Source organism: Streptacidiphilus anmyonensis (assembly GCF_000787855.1).
Taxonomy (GTDB): Bacteria; Actinomycetota; Actinomycetes; order Streptomycetales; family Streptomycetaceae; genus Streptacidiphilus; species Streptacidiphilus anmyonensis.
In genome coordinates, this window is the sequence record NZ_BBPQ01000048.1 from 1 (window position 1) to 16980 (window position 16980).

15 protein-coding genes and 1 riboswitch are annotated in these 16980 nt (G+C 71.2%); of the genes, 9 read left to right on the top strand and 6 right to left on the bottom strand.

The window, feature by feature from the left end; genetic code table 11:
* Positions 1-45 precede the first annotated feature (45 nt).
* Together gcvH and gcvT are read right to left on the bottom strand one after the other, a co-directional pair.
* Positions 46-423, bottom strand: coding sequence for a glycine cleavage system protein GcvH (gene gcvH / locus TR50_RS30105; RefSeq protein WP_042429300.1), 378 nt, complete (start codon positions 421-423; stop codon positions 46-48).
* A 147-nt stretch (positions 424-570) separates the two neighbouring features.
* Complete coding sequence (gene gcvT, locus TR50_RS30110; protein ID WP_042429303.1) at positions 571-1689, bottom strand: glycine cleavage system aminomethyltransferase GcvT; 1119 nt, start codon at positions 1687-1689, stop codon at positions 571-573.
* A gap of 156 nt (positions 1690-1845) precedes the next feature.
* Positions 1846-1954, bottom strand: a riboswitch (glycine riboswitch).
* Positions 1955-2030: 76 nt separating this feature from the next.
* On the opposite strand from gcvT, the gene TR50_RS30115 reads away from it, so the two are divergent.
* Positions 2031-2801 carry an enhanced serine sensitivity protein SseB C-terminal domain-containing protein gene (locus tag TR50_RS30115; protein ID WP_042429411.1) on the top strand — a complete coding sequence of 257 codons (771 nt, stop codon included), beginning with the start codon at positions 2031-2033 and terminating at the stop codon, positions 2799-2801.
* 34 nt (positions 2802-2835) lie between these two features.
* On the opposite strand, the gene TR50_RS30120 is transcribed toward TR50_RS30115, so the two are convergent.
* A complete protein-coding gene (locus TR50_RS30120; protein WP_042429306.1) occupies positions 2836-4014 on the bottom strand; it encodes a cysteine desulfurase family protein in 1179 nt (392 codons plus the stop codon).
* Between the two features lie 160 nt (positions 4015-4174).
* Between TR50_RS30120 and TR50_RS30125 the strand changes: the two genes are divergently transcribed.
* Positions 4175-4921, top strand: a complete 747-nt coding sequence (locus TR50_RS30125; RefSeq protein WP_042429309.1) for an IclR family transcriptional regulator — start codon at positions 4175-4177, stop codon at positions 4919-4921.
* Between the two features lie 72 nt (positions 4922-4993).
* Here TR50_RS30125 and TR50_RS30130 read toward each other — a convergent pair whose 3' ends face one another.
* On the bottom strand, positions 4994-5653 hold the full coding sequence (locus TR50_RS30130; RefSeq protein WP_042429312.1) for a trimeric intracellular cation channel family protein: 660 nt from the start codon (positions 5651-5653) through the stop codon (positions 4994-4996).
* 479 nt (positions 5654-6132) lie between these two features.
* Between TR50_RS30130 and TR50_RS30135 the strand changes: the two genes are divergently transcribed.
* From TR50_RS30135 to TR50_RS30155, 5 genes are all read left to right on the top strand, one after another.
* Positions 6133-7116: an ABC transporter permease gene (locus TR50_RS30135; protein WP_236654643.1), complete on the top strand. Its 984-nt coding sequence runs from the start codon at positions 6133-6135 to the stop codon at positions 7114-7116.
* An 82-nt stretch (positions 7117-7198) separates the two neighbouring features.
* On the top strand, positions 7199-8887 hold the full coding sequence (locus TR50_RS30140; RefSeq protein ID WP_042429315.1) for an ABC transporter substrate-binding protein: 1689 nt from the start codon (positions 7199-7201) through the stop codon (positions 8885-8887).
* A gap of 150 nt (positions 8888-9037) precedes the next feature.
* Entirely contained in the window at positions 9038-10030 is a 993-nt protein-coding gene (locus TR50_RS30145) for an ABC transporter permease (protein WP_042429319.1), read from the top strand.
* Between the two features lie 72 nt (positions 10031-10102).
* Positions 10103-11173, top strand: coding sequence for an ABC transporter ATP-binding protein (locus TR50_RS30150; protein WP_042429322.1), 1071 nt, complete (start codon positions 10103-10105; stop codon positions 11171-11173).
* Positions 11174-11214: 41 nt separating this feature from the next.
* Positions 11215-12309, top strand: a complete 1095-nt coding sequence (locus tag TR50_RS30155) for an ABC transporter ATP-binding protein (RefSeq protein WP_042429416.1) — start codon at positions 11215-11217, stop codon at positions 12307-12309.
* Between the two features lie 92 nt (positions 12310-12401).
* Here TR50_RS30155 and TR50_RS30160 read toward each other — a convergent pair whose 3' ends face one another.
* Entirely contained in the window at positions 12402-13142 is a 741-nt protein-coding gene (locus TR50_RS30160) for an enhanced serine sensitivity protein SseB C-terminal domain-containing protein (protein WP_236654646.1), read from the bottom strand.
* Positions 13143-13314: 172 nt separating this feature from the next.
* Between TR50_RS30160 and mnmA the strand changes: the two genes are divergently transcribed.
* Positions 13315-14496, top strand: coding sequence for a tRNA 2-thiouridine(34) synthase MnmA (gene mnmA / locus TR50_RS30165; protein ID WP_042429326.1), 1182 nt, complete (start codon positions 13315-13317; stop codon positions 14494-14496).
* A 28-nt stretch (positions 14497-14524) separates the two neighbouring features.
* Positions 14525-15103, top strand: a complete 579-nt coding sequence (locus TR50_RS30170; RefSeq protein WP_042429328.1) for an LOG family protein — start codon at positions 14525-14527, stop codon at positions 15101-15103.
* Here TR50_RS30170 and TR50_RS30175 read toward each other — a convergent pair.
* Complete coding sequence (locus tag TR50_RS30175) at positions 15034-16977, bottom strand: potassium channel family protein (RefSeq protein ID WP_052441508.1); 1944 nt, start codon at positions 16975-16977, stop codon at positions 15034-15036. The two genes, TR50_RS30170 and TR50_RS30175, sit on opposite strands and share 70 nt — an antisense overlap.
* Positions 16978-16980: the final 3 nt, after the last annotated feature.

Sequence of the window (16980 nt, forward strand, 5' to 3'; positions counted from 1 at the left end):
AGGACAGTCATGGCGTATGTGGTCCCTCGGGTCGGAGGTCGGTCGTCAGCCGCCGTACTGGGCGGTGTACTCGTCGGCGGAGAGCAGCCCCTCGGGCTCGCCCGCCAGCCGGAGCTTGAACAGCCAGCCGCCCTCGAAGGGGGCGGAGTTGACCAGGGCCGGGTCGTCGATGACGGCCTGGTTGACCTCGACGACCTCACCGGAGGCCGGGGTGTAGAGGTCGCTGACGGACTTGGTCGACTCCAGCTCGCCCACGGTCTCGCCGGCGGCGATGCTGCGGCCGACCTCGGGCAGGTCCACGTAGACCACGTCACCGAGGGCGTCGGCGGCGAAGGCGGTGATGCCCACGGTGGCCACGCCGTCCTCGGCGGCCGTCAGCCACTCGTGCTCCTTGCTGTACGTGAGGTGCTGGGGGTTGCTCATGACGCGATTCTCCCGGAGAGGTATGGGTACGGCGAAACGGGGGTCGACGACCCCTGGTCAGGTCTTGCCAGGTGAGACGCCCGCTGCCCGACGGGCGGGCTCACCTGTGGAGTGGGCTAGCTGTCGGTGGCGACTGGGCCGCCAGTATCAGCGTGCGCGCTTGTAGAACGGCAGGGCGACGACCTCGACCGGCTCGTGCGTGCCGCGCACGTCCACGGCGACCTGCGCGCCCGCCGTGGCGTGGGCGGCGTCGACGTAGGCGATGGCGATCGGCTTGCCCAGCGTCGGGGAGGGCGCGCCGGAGGTGATCGAGCCGATGACGGTGCCCTCGGCGTCCACCACGTTCATCTCCGCGCGCGGCACCCGGCGGCCGGGGGAGACCAGGCCGACCAGGACGCGGGGCGGGTGGGCGGCGGCCTGCTCGGCGGCCTTCTCCAGCGCGGCGCGACCGACGAACTCGCCGCCGTTGGTCGTCTTGTCGAAGCGGACCACGCGGCCGAGCCCGGCGTCGAACGGGGTGAGCGAGGTGGTCAGCTCGTGCCCGTACAGCGGCATCCCGGCCTCCAGGCGCAGGGTGTCGCGGCAGGAAAGACCGCAGGGGATCAGGCCGTACTGCGCGCCCGCCTCGGTCAGCGCCTGCCACAGGGCCTCGGCGTGCTCCGGGGCGACGAACAGCTCGAAGCCGTCCTCACCGGTGTAACCCGTGCGGGCGAGCAGCGCGGGGCGGCCGGCCACGGTGGCGGGCAGGCAGGTGTAGTACTTCAGGCCCGGCAGGTCGGCGTCGGTGAGCGAGCCGAGGATGGCGGGGGAGTCGGGGCCCTGGACGGCGATCAGCGCGTAGGCGTCGCGGTCGTCGCGGACGGTGGCCTCGAAGCCCGGGGCGCGGGCGGTCAGCTCGTCGAGGACCAGCTGCGCGTTGGAGGCGTTGGCGACGACCATGAAGGCGTCCTCGCCGGTGCGGTAGACGATGAGGTCGTCCAGGATGCCGCCGTCGGCGGCGCAGATCATGGTGTAGCGGGCCTTGTTCACCGCGAGCGCGGAGACGAAGCCGACCAGCGCGTGGTCCAGCATCTCGCCGGCCTGCGGGCCGGAGACGGTGATCTCGCCCATGTGGGAGAGGTCGAACAGACCCGCCTTGGTGCGGACGGCGTTGTGCTCCTCGCGCTCGCTGCCGTAGCGCAGCGGCATGTCCCAGCCGGCGAAGTCGGTCATGGTGGCGCCGAGAGAGCGGTGGACGGAGTCCAGCGCGGTCAGGCGGAGAGACATCGGTGATCTCCTAGCAATCAGGGCATGCTGCGGCGGGGCTTGCAGGGCCCCTCCCCGTCTGTCGCTGCAACCTGAGAGCTTCACCGCATGCTGCGGCTTGCACCGTGGGTGGACCAGCCCCGTACTCCAGGATGACTGGTCGCTTTCCAGAACTGCCTCGCCCGTGCGGTGTGGTGCCTGAGAGATTCGGGGGAGGGCTTGCTCCTTCGGCGCCGGCGGACATCTCGCGAACGAGAGTGTCGCCGAGCTCTCCCGCGCGGGTTCGATCGGCCGGTATGCGATTGTGGACGGGCTCATCATGGCACGACGCCGGGAGCTGTGGCGAACAGGTGGAGGACAGCGTGCACGAGTACGGGGGCGTCCCGCAGCAGAGTCAGCAGGGCCCGCAGGGTCTGCAGGCGGGGGTGTGGCCGGAGAACGAGCTGGAGCTGGCCCTCGCCGCCTCCGTCGGCGATCCGGGCGCGACGCCGCGGGTGATGGAGGTGCTGAGCCGCAGCCACGTCTGGGTGCCGATGCCGGGCGGCCCGACCCGCGACGGAGTCACCCTCGACCTGCCCACGACCGAACTCGCCGGTCAGCCCTTCGTGCCCGTCTTCAGCTCGGAGACGCAGCTGCGCGCGGTCGCGGGCCAGGCGATGTCGTACGCCATCGCCCCGGTCAAGGAGCTGGCGCGCGGCCTGCCGCAGGGCGTCGGCATCGCGGTCAACCCGGAGGGCGCGGTCGGCCTGCCCGTCCCTGCGGCCGGTGTCCCCGACCTCTGCGGCGACCCCGCCGAGGAGGGCGTGCGGATGACGGCCTGGGAGCCCGAGCCGCACGAGGACCCCTACGAGTACCTCGCCGCCGCGGCGGGCGAACTGGCGGTCCTGCCGGTCGTGCTGACGGCCCGTCGCGCGTTCGTCCAGGTGGAGGGCGACCCGGTCAAGCTCTTCGTGGGCGTCCAGTTGGCCCGCTACGAGCCGGAGGACCACCAGGCCGTCGGTCTGGCGCTCGGCCGCGCGCTCGGCGCGGTCCCGCTGCCGTGCGAGGTCTCCCTCGTCCTCCTGGACGTCGTGGCGGAGGATCCGACGGCGCGTTGGATGCTCCAGACCGTGGCCCCGTTCTTCGCCCGCTGAGGCGGAGCCCGCCGCCGGCGGGGCCCGCCCCGGGCTACCGGCGCTGGGTCTGTCCGGCGAGGCGGGCGCGTTCGACGACGGGGCCGATGGCCTCCGCGAGCGCCTTGACGTCCGCCTCGGTGGAGGTGTGGCCGAGGGAGAAGCGCAGCGAGGACCGGGCCAGCGCCGGCTCCGCCCCCATCGCCAGGAGGACGTGGCTGGGTTGCGGCACTCCCGCCGAGCACGCGGAGCCGGTCGAGCACTCGATGCCGCGGGCGTCGAGCAGCATCAGCAGCGCGTCCCCCTCGCAGCCGGGGAAGGAGAAGTGCGCGTTGGCGCCGAGCCGTCCCGCGGGGTCGGGATCGCCGTTGAGGATCGCGTCCGGGACGGTCGCGCGCACCGCCGCGACCAACTGGTCGCGCAGCGCGGCGACCTCCGACGCGAAGGACGGGCGGCGCTCCTCGGCCGCGGCGGCCGCCGCGGCGAAGCCCGCCGTCGCGGGGACGTCGAGCGTGCCGGAGCGGACGTCCCGCTCCTGCCCGCCGCCGTGCAGCAGCGGGACGGGCGTCGCCGCGCGGGACAGCACCAGCGCGCCGACGCCGTAGGGGCCGCCGATCTTGTGGCCGGTCACCGTCATCGCGTCGAGGCCCGACTCCTCGAAGGAGAGCGGGAGCTGGCCGAACGCCTGGACCGCGTCGGCATGCATCGGGATGTCGAACTCGCGCGTGACGGACGTGAGTTCATGGATCGGCTGGACCGTTCCGACCTCGTTGTTGGCCCACATCACGGTGACCAGGGCGATGTCGGCCGGGTTGGCGGTCACGGCGGCGCGCAGCGCGTCCGGGTGGACCCGGCCGAGCCCGTCGACGGGCAGCCACTCCAGGACCGCGCCCTCGTGCCGCTCCAGCCAGAGCACCGCGTCGAGCACGGCGTGGTGCTCGACGGGGCTGCACAGGATGCGGCGTCGGGCCGGATCGGCGTCGCGGCGGGACCAGAACAGCCCCTTGACGGCGAGGTTGTCCGACTCCGTCCCGCCTCCGGTCAGCACGATCTCACTGGGCCGCGCGCCGAGCACCGCGGCGAGCTGCTCGCGCGACTCCTCCACCACGCGGCGCGCCCGCCGACCTGCGGAGTGCAGGGACGAGGCGTTGCCGACGAGGCTCAGCTGCGCGGTCATCGCCTGGACCGCTTCCGGCAGCATCGGAGTCGTGGCGGCGTGATCGAGATACGGCATGGCCCACCAAGTCTAGAGCCTTGGCATCCGGCGCTCGGAGCCGACCGTCCGTCCACTGATTCCTTTGGCCGGACACCCGTTGCAGAGGCTGCAACAGCTTCCTATGATCCCGGCATCCTGCGACCACAGGGGCGCGCAGCGGAACGGGAGCCGGTGGGGCATGTCGCAGTCCGTGGACCGGGCACTCACGGTGCTCGCCTCGCTCGCCGACGGACCGGTCTCGCTGGAACAGGCCGCCGCGTTGCTCGGGGTCCACAAGTCCACCGCGCTGCGACTGCTGCGCACCCTGGAACAGCACGGCTTCGTGCACCGGCAGGCGGACTACCGCTACCGGCTGGGCGGGCGCCTCTTCTCCCTCGCCCAGCTGGCGCTGGAGAGCCTCGACGTCCGGCAGGTCGCGGCCCCTCATCTGGCGGCGCTGAACGACCGCTGCGGACACACCGTCCATCTCGCCGTCTACGAGGACGGGGAGGCCACCTATGTGGACAAGCTGGAGAGCCGCTATCCGGTGCGGATGTACTCCCGGATCGGCAAGCGCGCGCCGCTGGCCGCGACGGCCGTGGGCAAGGTGCTCCTGGCCGGCCTGCCGCCCGCGCACTGCGCGGAACTGGTCGGCGGGCTGGAGCTGCCGAAGTACACCCCGCGCTCGGTGCGGACCAGGGAGGCGCTGCTCGCGGAGGTCGAGTCGGTCCGCCGGCAGGGCTGGGCGGTGGACCGGGGGGAGTACGAGGAGGGGGTCAACTGCGTCGCCGTGCCGGTCCACGGCATCGACGGCCGGGTGATCGCGGCCTGCTCGATCTCCACGGCGACGGTGGTCGCCCCGCTCACCGCGCTCCGGCGCCTGCTGCCGGACCTGCAACTCACGGCGGAGGCCATCTCCCGCGAGTACGGCGGCGGGGCCGGCTGAGAGCGCGGGCCGAGGGGGCCGGTTGCGGGGGCCGGCCGCGGGGGCGGGTGTCGGTGGCAGGCCCCGCCGAGGTCAGTGCTCTCCCATGTTGGAACTGCCCCGGTGCCAGGCCCGCGGCGCCCGCCAGTTGTAGTGGAGCGCCAGCATCCGGAAGAGGAAGGCCAGCAGCGCGGCGGTGCTGCCGGTGACGGTGTTGAGCGCGCCGGCGCTGATGAGCAGCGCTGTCAGGGTGCCGCCGACAAGTGCGGGGACCGCGTAGAGGGAGCGGTCCCAGCGCAGCAGGGAGGGCGTCTCCATGGCCAGCACGTCGCGGATGACGCCGCCTCCGACGGCGGTGACCATGCCGAGGGCGATGGAGGGGACCACGCCGAGCCCGTAGTCGTGGGCCTTGGCGGTGCCGGTGACGCAGAAGAGGCCGAGGCCGAGGGCGTCCAGGGTCTGCACGGTCCGGTTGATGCGGGCGACCTCGGGGTGGAGGAAGAAGACCACCAGCGTCGCGACCAGCGGTGTGACGAAGTAGCCGAGGTTCGTGAAGGCCGCCGGGGGGATCGCGCCGATCAGGACGTCACGCAGCACGCCTCCGCCCAGCGCCGTCGCCTCGGCCAGCACCGCGATGCCGAAGACGTCGAAGTTCTTGCGGATCGCGAGGAGGCCGCCGGACAGGGCGAAGACGAAGATGCCGGCCAGGTCCAGGACCTGCTCGACGTCGGGACTGAAGATCTGCGAGGTCACCCGGCATTTCTACCTGGTTTCCACCGGTTTGTGGGCTGCCTGTGGACGGCTCGGAGCCCCCGAGGCTGCATAGATCTCTTCAGTTCATCGTGGGACCACCGGGATCATTCGCCCAAGTACCCCCACGTCTTACATTTCAGACACCTGGTCAAGCGGAGGCAAAATACACCCCCGGAGGGGGTGGCGGATATCCCGGTCAATTCGGGCTGATGAACGATCAAAGTCCGGGAAGCGTCGGGTGCTCAAGTTGCACTTACAGGGGCAATTCGGACATAAGGGCGTCTTTATGGATCTTGCATGATCTCATTCTGGTCTCATGTGAAGGTCGGCCCTTGAGGCTCGAAAAACGGTTTGCATAGAGTCCCCCTCACCGCGCAGCGACTTGAACACCTGAACCAACTTCCGGGGATGTCCGCACGATGACCCAGCAACCCCACTCGACCGGGACCACCGGTGACTCGACTGTCTTGGAGGCCGAGGTGACCACTGCCACCGCAGACACCGAGACCACGGCGGCAAAGGAGATCGTCGGGCGTTCCCCCGCGAGGATGGCGTTCCTGCGCCTCCGGCGTGACCGTGCGTCCGTGGTCGCTCTCACCGTCGCCCTGCTCTTCGTTCTCGCTGCCGTCCTCTCGCCGGTGCTGTCCGGCATCGAGGGCTGGGGGCCGGCCACGCCGGACCTGCACGGGATCGACCCGGACAAGGGCAACTTCCCGATCGGCGCTTTCGGCGGCATCAGCGGCAGCCACTGGCTCGGCATCGAGCCCGGCACCGGTTATGACGTCTTCTCCCGGCTGGTCTACGGTCTGCGCACCTCGCTGATGGTGGCGCTGATCGCGGCGCTGCTGTCGACGCTGCTCGGCGTGGTCGTGGGCCTGGCCTCGGGCTACTTCGGCGGCAAGGTCGACGCGGCCCTGAACTGGGTCATGAACATCATGCTGGCCTTCCCCCAGCTGCTCTTCATCATCGCGCTCACCCCGGTGCTGACCAGCGCGTTCTCGACCAACGCGCACGGCGGCACGAGTGAGACCCTCCAGCTCGGCTCGATCATCGTGATCATCGCCCTGTTCGCCTGGGCCTACACCGCCCGTCTCGTCCGCGGCCAGGTCCTCTCCCTGCGTGAGCGCGAGTTCGTCGACGCGGCCCGCATCATGGGCGCCGGCTGGAAGCACATGCTGTTCAAGCAGCTGCTGCCCAACCTCTGGGCGCCCATCCTGATCTCCTTCGCGCTCGCGGTGCCGACGAACATCGCCACGGAGGCGGCCCTCTCCTACCTGGGTGTCGGCGTCGTCCCGCCCAACCCCGACCTCGGTTCGATGCTCGACGCGGCGACCCAGTACTACCTCTACGACCCGACCTACATGGTCGTGCCGGGTGTGGCGCTGCTGCTGGTCGTCCTGTCGCTGAACCTGCTCGGGGACGGCGTCCGCGACGCTCTGGACCCGCGGGCCAACCGCGCCTGAACCACCACGAGTTGCGTCCCGTCCTCGGACGGGGGCAGGTCGCTGGCTGATCCATCAGTTCTCTCAAGGAGACTAGAAAACAATGATGCGCAACAAGCGCGCGATGGCGTTGACGGCCATCGCCATCTCCGTCGCGATGGGCGCCACGGCTTGCGGTGGCTCCAAGGGCGGCTCCGCCGGGTCCTCTTCGGACCAGGTGACCAAGGGCGGCACGCTGGTCTACTACGCGCCCAGCGACTTCGACCACATCGACCCGCAGCGCACCTACACCACCCAGGGTCAGAACATCGGTCGCGAGATCTACCGCTCGCTGACCGGCTGGTCGCAGAGCGCCAGCGACCCGACCGGCGCCCCGAAGCTCGTCGGCGACCTGGCCACCGACACCGGCACCCCGAGCAACGGCGCCAAGACCTGGACCTTCCACATCCGCCCGGGCGTGAAGTGGCAGGACGGCACCACCGTCACCTCGCAGGACGTCAAGTACGGTGTCGAGCGCTCCTTCGACCCGGACCTGTCCGGCGGCCCGCAGTACGCCTCGCAGTGGCTCGCCAACGACAAGGGCTACAAGGGCCCCACGAAGTCGGGCGACCTGGCCTCCATCCAGACCCCGGACGCCAGCACCATCGTCTTCCAGCTGAGCCAGCCGGTCTCGGACTTCAACGAGACCACCGCCATGGAGACCTTCTCCGCGGTTCCGAAGGCCCACGACACCGGCGTCACCTACGACACCTCGGTGTACTCGGACGGCCCGTACGAGATCAAGTCCTACACCAAGAACAAGGAACTGATCCTCGTCCGCAACCCGCAGTGGACCAAGGCGGTCGACCCGCTCCGTGACCAGAACGTCGACGAGATCGACGTCAAGATGGGTCAGGACCAGGCCGCGATCGACCAGCTGATGAAGGCCGACGTCGGCGAGGCGCAGAACGCCATCATCGAGGACCCGATCGCGGGCACCGACCTGACGCCGTTCTCGCAGGACCCGACCCTGAAGTCGCGTTGGCACGCCATCGCCGCCCCGGGCACCAACTACCTGGCCATCAACACCACCACGGTGAAGAGCCTCCAGGTCCGCCAGGCGATCGAGTACGCGATCAACAAGCAGACCGTCCGTGGCGCCTTCGGTGGTTCGGCCTACGGCCAGTACGCCACCGTCTTCCTGCCCCCGGGCACCGACGGCCGCCAGGCCTCGGCCGCCCCGTACGGCACCAACCCGACCGGTGACGTCGCCAAGGCCAAGGCCCTGATGCAGCAGGCCGGCGCCTCCAACCTGACGATGTCGCTGGCCGTCGAGGCCACCCCGACCCAGGAGAAGGTCGCCGACGCGATCCGCGACTCGCTCGCGCAGATCGGCATCACGGTCAACATCCAGAAGATCGACCGCGGTTCGTACTTCAACAACATCGGCAACACGTCGAACAAGTACGACCTGATCTGGGCCGACTGGATCGCCGACTGGCCGAACGCCTCCACCATCCTCCCGCCGCTGTTCGACGGTCGCCAGATCATCCCCCAGGGCAACCAGGTCTTCTCGCAGCTGCAGGACAAGGCCGCCGAGGCCGCGATGGACAAGGCCGCCGCCGAGCCGGACGCCGCCACCGCGAACCAGGAGTGGGGCGCCCTCGACGTCCAGATGCTGCAGAACGACGCCGCCGCCGTTCCGCTGGTCTACATGACCTTCAACGAGCTCCAGGGCTCGAAGGTCGGTGGCCTCACCGATGACACCGTGCTGGCCGAGATGAACCTGGCCCACGTCTACATCAAGAAGTAATCGTCCACCGGCGCGGGTCGGCGGCCACAAGCCGCCGGCCCGCGCCGGAGACACCCCGTCCTTGTCCTCACCACACCGCGCGCAGGTCCTTACCCGCCGGCCCACAGCGAGAGGGAGGCGGACCAGGCTCCGTCCCGGTCCCAGCACCACATGACTCGTTATCTGATTCGACGCCTGCTGAGCGCCTTCACCGTCATCGCGGTGGTCAGCCTCGTCACCTTCCTCATCTTCTTCGCCCTGCCGAGCGACCCCGCGGTCCTCGCCTGTGGCAAGGCGTGTACGCCGGACCGCATCGCGGCCATCCACCACTCCCTCGGCCTGGACAAGAACATCTTCGTCCAGTACGCGGACTACGTGACCGGCTTCTTCGCCGGCCGGACCATCGGCGACGGAGCGAACGCGATCCACTGCGCCGCGCCGTGCCTGGGCATCTCCTTCCACGACGACTCCAACGTCTGGGACACCATCTGGGGCCGTTTCCCCGCTGACCTCTCGCTGGCGCTCGGCGCCGCGGTGGTCTTCATGGTCGTCGGCGTGGCCCTCGGCCTCGCCGCCGCGGTCCGCAAGGGCAAGCTGGTCGACAAGTTCGCCGTCGGCCTCGCCCTCTTCGGCATCTCGACGCCGATCTACTTCAGCGCGCTCGTGCTCCAGTTCTTCTTCGTGGACAAGTGGCAGTGGCTGCCCGCGCCGAACTACACCCCGATCACCCAGGACCCGGCCGGCTGGTTCCAGGGCCTGATCCTGCCGTGGGCCGCGCTGGTCCTCGGCTCGATGGCGTACTACACCCGCCTGACCCGTTCCACCGCGCTGGACGTCATGGGTGAGGACTACGTCCGCACGGCCCGGGCCAAGGGCCTCTCCCGCGGCAAGGTGATCCTCAAGCACACGCTCCGGTCCGCGATCACCCCGATCGTCACCATCTTCGGCATGGACTTCGGCGCGCTGATCGGCGGTTCGGCGATCATCACCGAGACCGCGTTCGGCATCCCGGGCATCGGCCAGCTGGCCGTCCAGTCCGTGCTGAACGTCGACCTGCCGGTGATCATGGCCACCAGCCTCTTCGCCGCCACCGCCGTGGTTCTCGCCAACGTCCTTGTCGACGTGGTGTACGGCATCATCGACCCCCGCGTCCGCTACGCCTGATCCTCGCTCAGGTCCAAGAAACATCCGGCGCGGGTCGGTGACCCCGACCCCCCGTCGACTTAGGAAGTACCCGTGGCCATCGAACTCTCGCCGCAGTCCGTGGACGTCAACCCGGCGTCCTCCTTCCTGGAGGTCCGGGACCTGCGCGTCCACTTCCCCACCGAGGACGGCCTCGTCAAGTCGGTCGACGGCGTCTCCTTCTCCCTGGAGAAGGGCAAGACGCTCGGCATCGTCGGCGAGTCCGGCTCCGGGAAGTCCGTCACCTCGCTGTCGCTGCTCGGCCTCCACAAGGGCAGCCGCGCCCGGGTCTCCGGTGAGGTCTGGCTTGACGGCGAAGAGCTCGTGGGCATGACCGAGGCGCAGATGCGCGCCCTGCGCGGGCAGAAGGTCTCCATGATCTTCCAGGACCCGCTGTCGGCCCTGCACCCGTTCTTCACCGTCGGCTCGCAGATCGCCGAGGCGTACCGGGTGCACCACAAGGCGTCGAAGAAGGAAGCGCACGAGCGCGCCGTCGAGATGCTCAAGCGTGTGGGCATCCCCCAGCCGGAGCGCCGGGCCAAGGACTACCCGCACCAGTTCTCCGGCGGTATGCGCCAGCGCGCGATGATCGCCATGTCGCTGGTCTGCGACCCCGAGCTGCTGATCGCCGACGAGCCGACCACCGCCCTGGACGTGACCGTCCAGGCCCAGATCCTGGACCTGATCCGGGACCTGCAGGAGGAGTTCGGCTCCGCGGTCATCATCATCACGCACGACTTGGGCGTCGTCGCCGAGATCTCCGACGACATCCTGGTGATGTACGGCGGTCGCCGCATCGAGTACGGCTCGGTGCACGACGTGCTGAAGGCGCCGGAGCACCCCTACACCTGGGGTCTGCTCCAGTCGATGCCGCACCTCGGCGGTGACGTCTCGCAGCGCCTCAACCCCATCCCGGGCTCCCCGCCGAGCCTGATCAACCTGCCCTCGGGCTGCGCGTTCAACCCGCGCTGCGCTTTCAAGGACCAGGTTGCGGACGGTCGTTGCCTCAGCGAGCGACCGGAGCTGCTGCCGGTTCTGGACAGCGACAAGCACATTGCGGCCTGCCACCTGACCGGTGACGCCAAGGCCGAGATCCGCAGCGCCAGTGCGCGAGGCACCAAGTGACGGCCCGCGACGCGGCAGCGGCGGACGAACAGGAGAAGGGCATGAGCACCACCAAGAGCATCCCGGCCCAGCAGTCCGGGGAGAAGTCGACGTCCGGGGAGAACCTGCTGGAGGTCGAGGACCTCCAGGTCCACTTCCCGATTCGGCAGGGCATCGTCTTCCAGCGCCAGATCGGCGCGGTCCGCGCCGTCGACGGCGTGAGCTTCCAGGTGAAGCCCGGTGAGTCCCTCGGCCTCGTCGGCGAGTCGGGCTGTGGCAAGTCCACCACCGGTCGTGCGGTCACCCGCCTGCTGGAGCCGACCGGCGGCACCGTCCGCTTCGACGGCGAGGACATCACGCACAAGAAGGTCGCCTCCATGCGGGCGGCCCGGCAGAACCTCCAGATGATCTTCCAGGACCCGTACTCCTCGCTGAACCCGAGGCACACGGTCGGCACGATCATCGAGACCCCGATGAAGCTCAACGGGATCAACCCGGAGCAGGGCCACAAGAAGCGGGCCCAGGAGCTCCTGGAGATCGTCGGTCTCAACCCGGAGCACTACAACCGCTACCCGAACGAGTTCTCCGGCGGCCAGCGCCAGCGCATCGGCATCGCCCGCGCCCTGGCCCTCAAGCCGAAGCTGATCGTCGCCGACGAGCCGGTCTCCGCGCTCGACGTGTCGATCCAGGCGCAGGTGGTCAACCTGCTCCAGGACCTGCAGCGCGAGTTCGGCCTGGCGTTCCTGTTCATCGCCCACGACCTGGCCGTCGTGCGGCACTTCTCCGAGCGCGTCGCGGTCATGTACCTCGGCAAGATCGTGGAGATCGCGGACCGGGAGACCCTCTACAGCCGCCCGCAGCACCCGTACACCCACGCGCTGCTGTCCGCGGTGCCGGAGGTCGACCCGGACGGTGCGGACAACCGCGAGCGGATCCGCCTCACCGGCGACGTGCCGAGCCCGATCAACCCGCCGTCGGGTTGCCGCTTCCGCACCCGCTGCTGGAAGGCGCAGGACATCTGCGCCTCGGAGGAGCCGCCGCTGGTGCAGCTGATCGGCTCGGCCGACGGCCACCAGGCCGCGTGCCACTTCCCGGAGGTCAAGCAGGTCGTCGCTCCCGAGGAGATCCCGGCCGCGCCGGCCTCGGCCGCCGAGTGACCAGGGCCTGACGCTCGCTCACCTCACCGAAGGGCCGCCCCGCCGTGCGCGGGGCGGCCCTTCGGCGTCTCCCCGGCCGGCGGCGCGCTCTCTCAGGCCGGCTGGGCCTCTCTGCTGTAGAACGCCGGGACCCGGGCCCACAGCCACATCGCCACCGGGTCGTACGGGTCGGCCATGGTGACGCTGGAGACGGGCAGACCGCCCGGCGCCGCGGCGACGGCCTCCAGCATCATCCGACGGGTGGCCGCCACCGCCGCCTCGGAGACGTCGTCGAGGTCCAGGCCGATGGTGAGGCTCGGCTCGCCGAACGCGGGCTCGACCCAGGCGCGGCGCAGCGAACGGATCGCCGGATTGCGGCCGGCGCCGTCCACCAGGGCCCGGTAGAACGACGAGGTGGCGTCGGGACTCCCGACCGAGGGGTTGACCGAGGCGGGCGGCCGGTCCGCGGGGGAGAAGCCCAGCGGCCCGGCGGGGAGGCGGTCCAGGCCGCCGGCGACACGGCGCAGGTCGGGCCACGGGATGCCGAGACCCCCGCCCGGCTGGTGCGGGTTGAGCCACAGCCCCCAGCGCTCGCGGTACAGCGCCGCGGCCACCTCCGCACCGGAGATCACCTGGTGCTGCCGCGCCCAGCCGCTCGCGGACAGCTCCTCCTGCGAGGTCACACAGGGCGCGTAGCCGTAGCCGCCGACCTCCAGGTTCCCGTACTGCGCGTCGGGATCACCGGGCATGCCGTGCCACAGCAGCATCCAGAGCCGGCCTTCGGCGACGGCGCGCAGCAACTCCTCGTACCGGTCGTACCGGCCCGGGGCGACCCCCCGCAACGCCGCTTCGATCACCGCGTCCGTCCTCCTCGTCCACTGCGGGCTCGTCCGCCCCAGGCCATCCGAGCCTAGTGAGATCCTCTCGCGCCCACTATCGGCGGAGATACTCATGCGACCAAGGTGAGACCTGGGTGGAAGAACTCAGCGGAGGCCCGGGAGGCCCGGCCGTATCCTGGTAGGCACTATGTCTGACTTCCCCGGCGCCCCCGCACCCGATTCCTCCGCCCTGCCGGGCGGGAAGCTGCGCGTCCTCGCGGCGATGTCCGGCGGGGTCGACTCCGCCGTGGCCGCCGCGCGCGCCGTGGAACAGGGGCACGAGGTGACCGGCGTGCACCTGGCGCTGGCGAGCAACCCGCAGAGTTTCCGCACCGGAGCCCGCGGCTGCTGCACGCTGGAGGACTCGCGCGACGCCCGCCGCGCCGCGGACGTGCTCGGCATCCCGTTCTACGTCTGGGATCTCGCCGAGCGCTTCCGCGAGGACGTGATCGACGACTTCGTCGCCGAGTACGCCGCCGGACGCACGCCCAACCCCTGTCTGCGCTGCAACGAGAAGATCAAGTTCGCGGCGTTGCTGGACAAGGCGATCGCCCTCGGCTTCGACGCCGTCTGCACCGGCCACTACGCCCGGATCGTCGACCACCCCGAGCGCGGCCGCGAGCTGCACCGCGCCGTCGACCCGGCCAAGGACCAGTCCTACGTGCTCGGCGTCCTCGACGCGCCCCAGCTCGCGCACGCCATGTTCCCGCTGGGGGACACCACCAAGGACCAGGTCCGCGTCGAGGCCGAGCGCCGCGGCCTCGCCGTGGCGCAGAAGCCGGACAGCCACGACATCTGCTTCATCGCCGACGGCGACACCCAGGGCTTCCTCGCGCAGCGCCTGGGCACCGCGCCCGGCGAGATCGTCGAGGTGGACGGCACCGTGGTCGGCGAGCACAGCGGCGCCTACGGCTTCACCATCGGTCAGCGCAAGGGCCTGCGCATCGGCCGCCCGGCGGCCGACGGCAAGCCCCGCTACGTGCTGGACATCTCGCCGGTGGACAACCGCGTCACCGTCGGCCCGGCCGAGGCGCTGGAGATCACCGCGCTGACGGGCGTCAAGCCCCGCTGGTGCGGCGCCGAGCCGCCGTACGGCACGGCGCGGTACCTCGCGCAGATCCGCGCGCACGGCGAGCAGGTGCCGGTGACCGCCGAGGTGGCCGGGGACGGCGGTCTGCGCGTCGTCCTGGACGAGCCGCTGCGGGGCATCGCGCCCGGCCAGGCCGTGGTGCTGTACGACGGCACCCGCGTCGTCGGGTCGGCGACCATCGCCGCCACCGAGCGCGCCGAGAGTGCCGCCACCGAGCGCGCCGCCGCCGCACAGCTCTGAGACTTCGAGTAACCCTGGGGGAACCCGCATGAACATCACTGTCTTCTGCTCGGCCAACGCCCTCGAGGAGCGCTACACCGCGCCCGCGCGCGACTTCGCCCGTGCGCTCGGCGAGCGTGGCCACACGCTCGTCTGGGGCGGCTCCTTCGCCGGTCTGATGGGCGTCGTCGCCGACGAGGCGAAGGCCGCGGGCGCCAAGCTGGTCGGCATCTCCGTCGAGATGCTGGCGCACAAGGCGTACTCCGGAGCCGACGAGCTGGTCACCACGGCCAACCTGGCCGAGCGCAAGGCGCAGCTGCTGGAGCGGGCCGACGCGCTGGTCGTGCTGGTGGGCGGCCTCGGCACGCTCGACGAGGTGACCGAGGTGCTGGAGCTGAAGAAGCACGGCCTGCACGACAAGCCGGTGGTGCTGCTCGACACCGAGGGCTTCTACGACGGGATGCGCACCCAGCTGCGGCGGATGGAGCTGGAGGGCTTCCTGCCCCGCCCCCTGGACGAGCTGGTGCGCTTCGCGCCCGACGGCGGGACCGCGCTGCGCTACGTCGAGGATGCCGGGTTCACCGAGCCCACCGAGCCGACCGGGGTCGCCGCGGACGCGTCGGCCTGAGCCGGAACCACGGGCCGTCCGTCCGAGGTCCTTCCGCCCGCCGACTGTTCGTCCGAGGCCCGTTCGTCCGCCGGTGGCGTGTCCGCCGGTGGCGTGTCCGCGCGGCGCAGCAGCCGGCCGAGGCCGGCCCGGGTGGCCACCACGACGACCCGGTCCTCCGCGTGGAGGGTGCGGGTCGCCTCCGGGCTCCAGTCGAAGTGCTGGCCGCGCCCGGCCGATCGGACCGCGACGACGCGCCAGTCGCCGGGCGCGAACGCCTCGGTGACGGTCCGTTCGGCCAGGGCGTCGCCCTCGGCCACGGTCACCTCCGCGAGCAGCAGGATCTCGCGGCGCGCGGGGATCGCGGCCAGCACCCGGCGGCCCATCATCGCGGCGGCGAACGCGGGCGCGGCCAGGTAGGAGACGCTGCGGCTGCGGGTGCGCGAGTTGGGGTGCGCCTCGCGCAGCGCCTTGTAGACGGTCCTGGCGAAGCCCTCGTCGAAGAGCCGCAGCACGACCGGCACGTCCGGGCGGCGTTCCCGGGCGAAGAGGACGGCCTGGAGGTTGGCGCTGTCGTTGTTGGTCAGCGCCATCACCGCCGAGGCCCGGTCGCCGCGCGCCGCCTGCCAGACGGCGTCGCTGGTGAACTCGCCGAGGACGACCGGCACGCCGCGCGCCCGCACCGCCGCGAGGTTGCGGGCGCCCGGGTTGCGCTCGACGACGACCACCTGCCGCCGCATGTCCACCAGCCGTGACACGACGGCCGTCCCCGCGCTGCCGATCCCGATGAGCAGGATGTGGTTGTTCAGGGTCCGCCGCACGCGCCGGGTTCCGTCGGCCGGCCGGACCGCGCCGACGCTGTCCAGCACGATGGCGGCGACCAGGCCGAGGATGAGCATCCCGGTGAACATGGTGACGATCTGGAGCACCTGACGGGCCACCGGCTGGCCGAAGGCCGGGTTGCCCGCCGAGGAGAGGTCCAGCAGCACCAGGTAGAGCGACCGGCCCAGGTCGGTGCCGGTCAACTGCCAGGTGAGCACGGTCAGCAGGGCCACCACCACCGACAGCGCGGCCGCCGCGACCTGGAGCTTGCGCGAGACGAACGCGCGCACCACCGCCATCACGCGCGCCCAGAGGGGCGGACCCTGCGGCGTGGCCGACTCCTGGTGGTGGCGCAGGCGGACGACGGTGACCCGCTCGTCCGTCGGCGGCCGCCAGGTCTCCGGATCGGGCAGCAGCACGCCCTCGGCCTCGGTCAGCACCGCGATCGGGATGTCCGGGCCCGGCAGCAGCCTTTCCGCGCCCTCCGGGAGGTCCCTGGAGACGACGGTGCAGGTGCCGTTGTTGACCGCGATCACCCGCTCCTGGTCCGGCAGCGCGGAGGAGACCAGTGCCGGCGCTGCCGTCTCCGAGGCCGAGGCCACGGTGGTCGGCGCGTCCGGGCGGTCCAGCAGCCGCCGCAGCCGCTTGCCGAGGGCTCCGCTGTGGACCCGCAGCGCCAGCCGCACGTGCGGGTTGATGCTGCGCGCGGTCAGCGCGGCCGCGGTGACGGCCTGGTCGTCGTCGAGCACGATGGCGAGCGCGTCCGCCGCGGCGACGCCCGCCTGCCGCAGCGTCGCCTCGTCCGGACGGCGTCCGGCGATGACGCTGATCGGGCCCGACTCCTGGTGCAGTTCCAGCAGTTGCGGCCCGTGCTCCTGGCCCGGTTCGGGCACGACGACGACCACGCGTTCCTGGTAGAGCTTGGCCAGGTCGCCGGCCAGGCGCTGGGTCAGCGCGTCGTTGCCGACCACGACCATGTGCCGGCGGAACTCCTCGGGGCGCGTCCCGCCCCGGGCCTCGCCCGGCGTCGTGTCGTCCGTCCCCCTCGGCCGCAGCCCCGCCTCGTCCGGCACCGT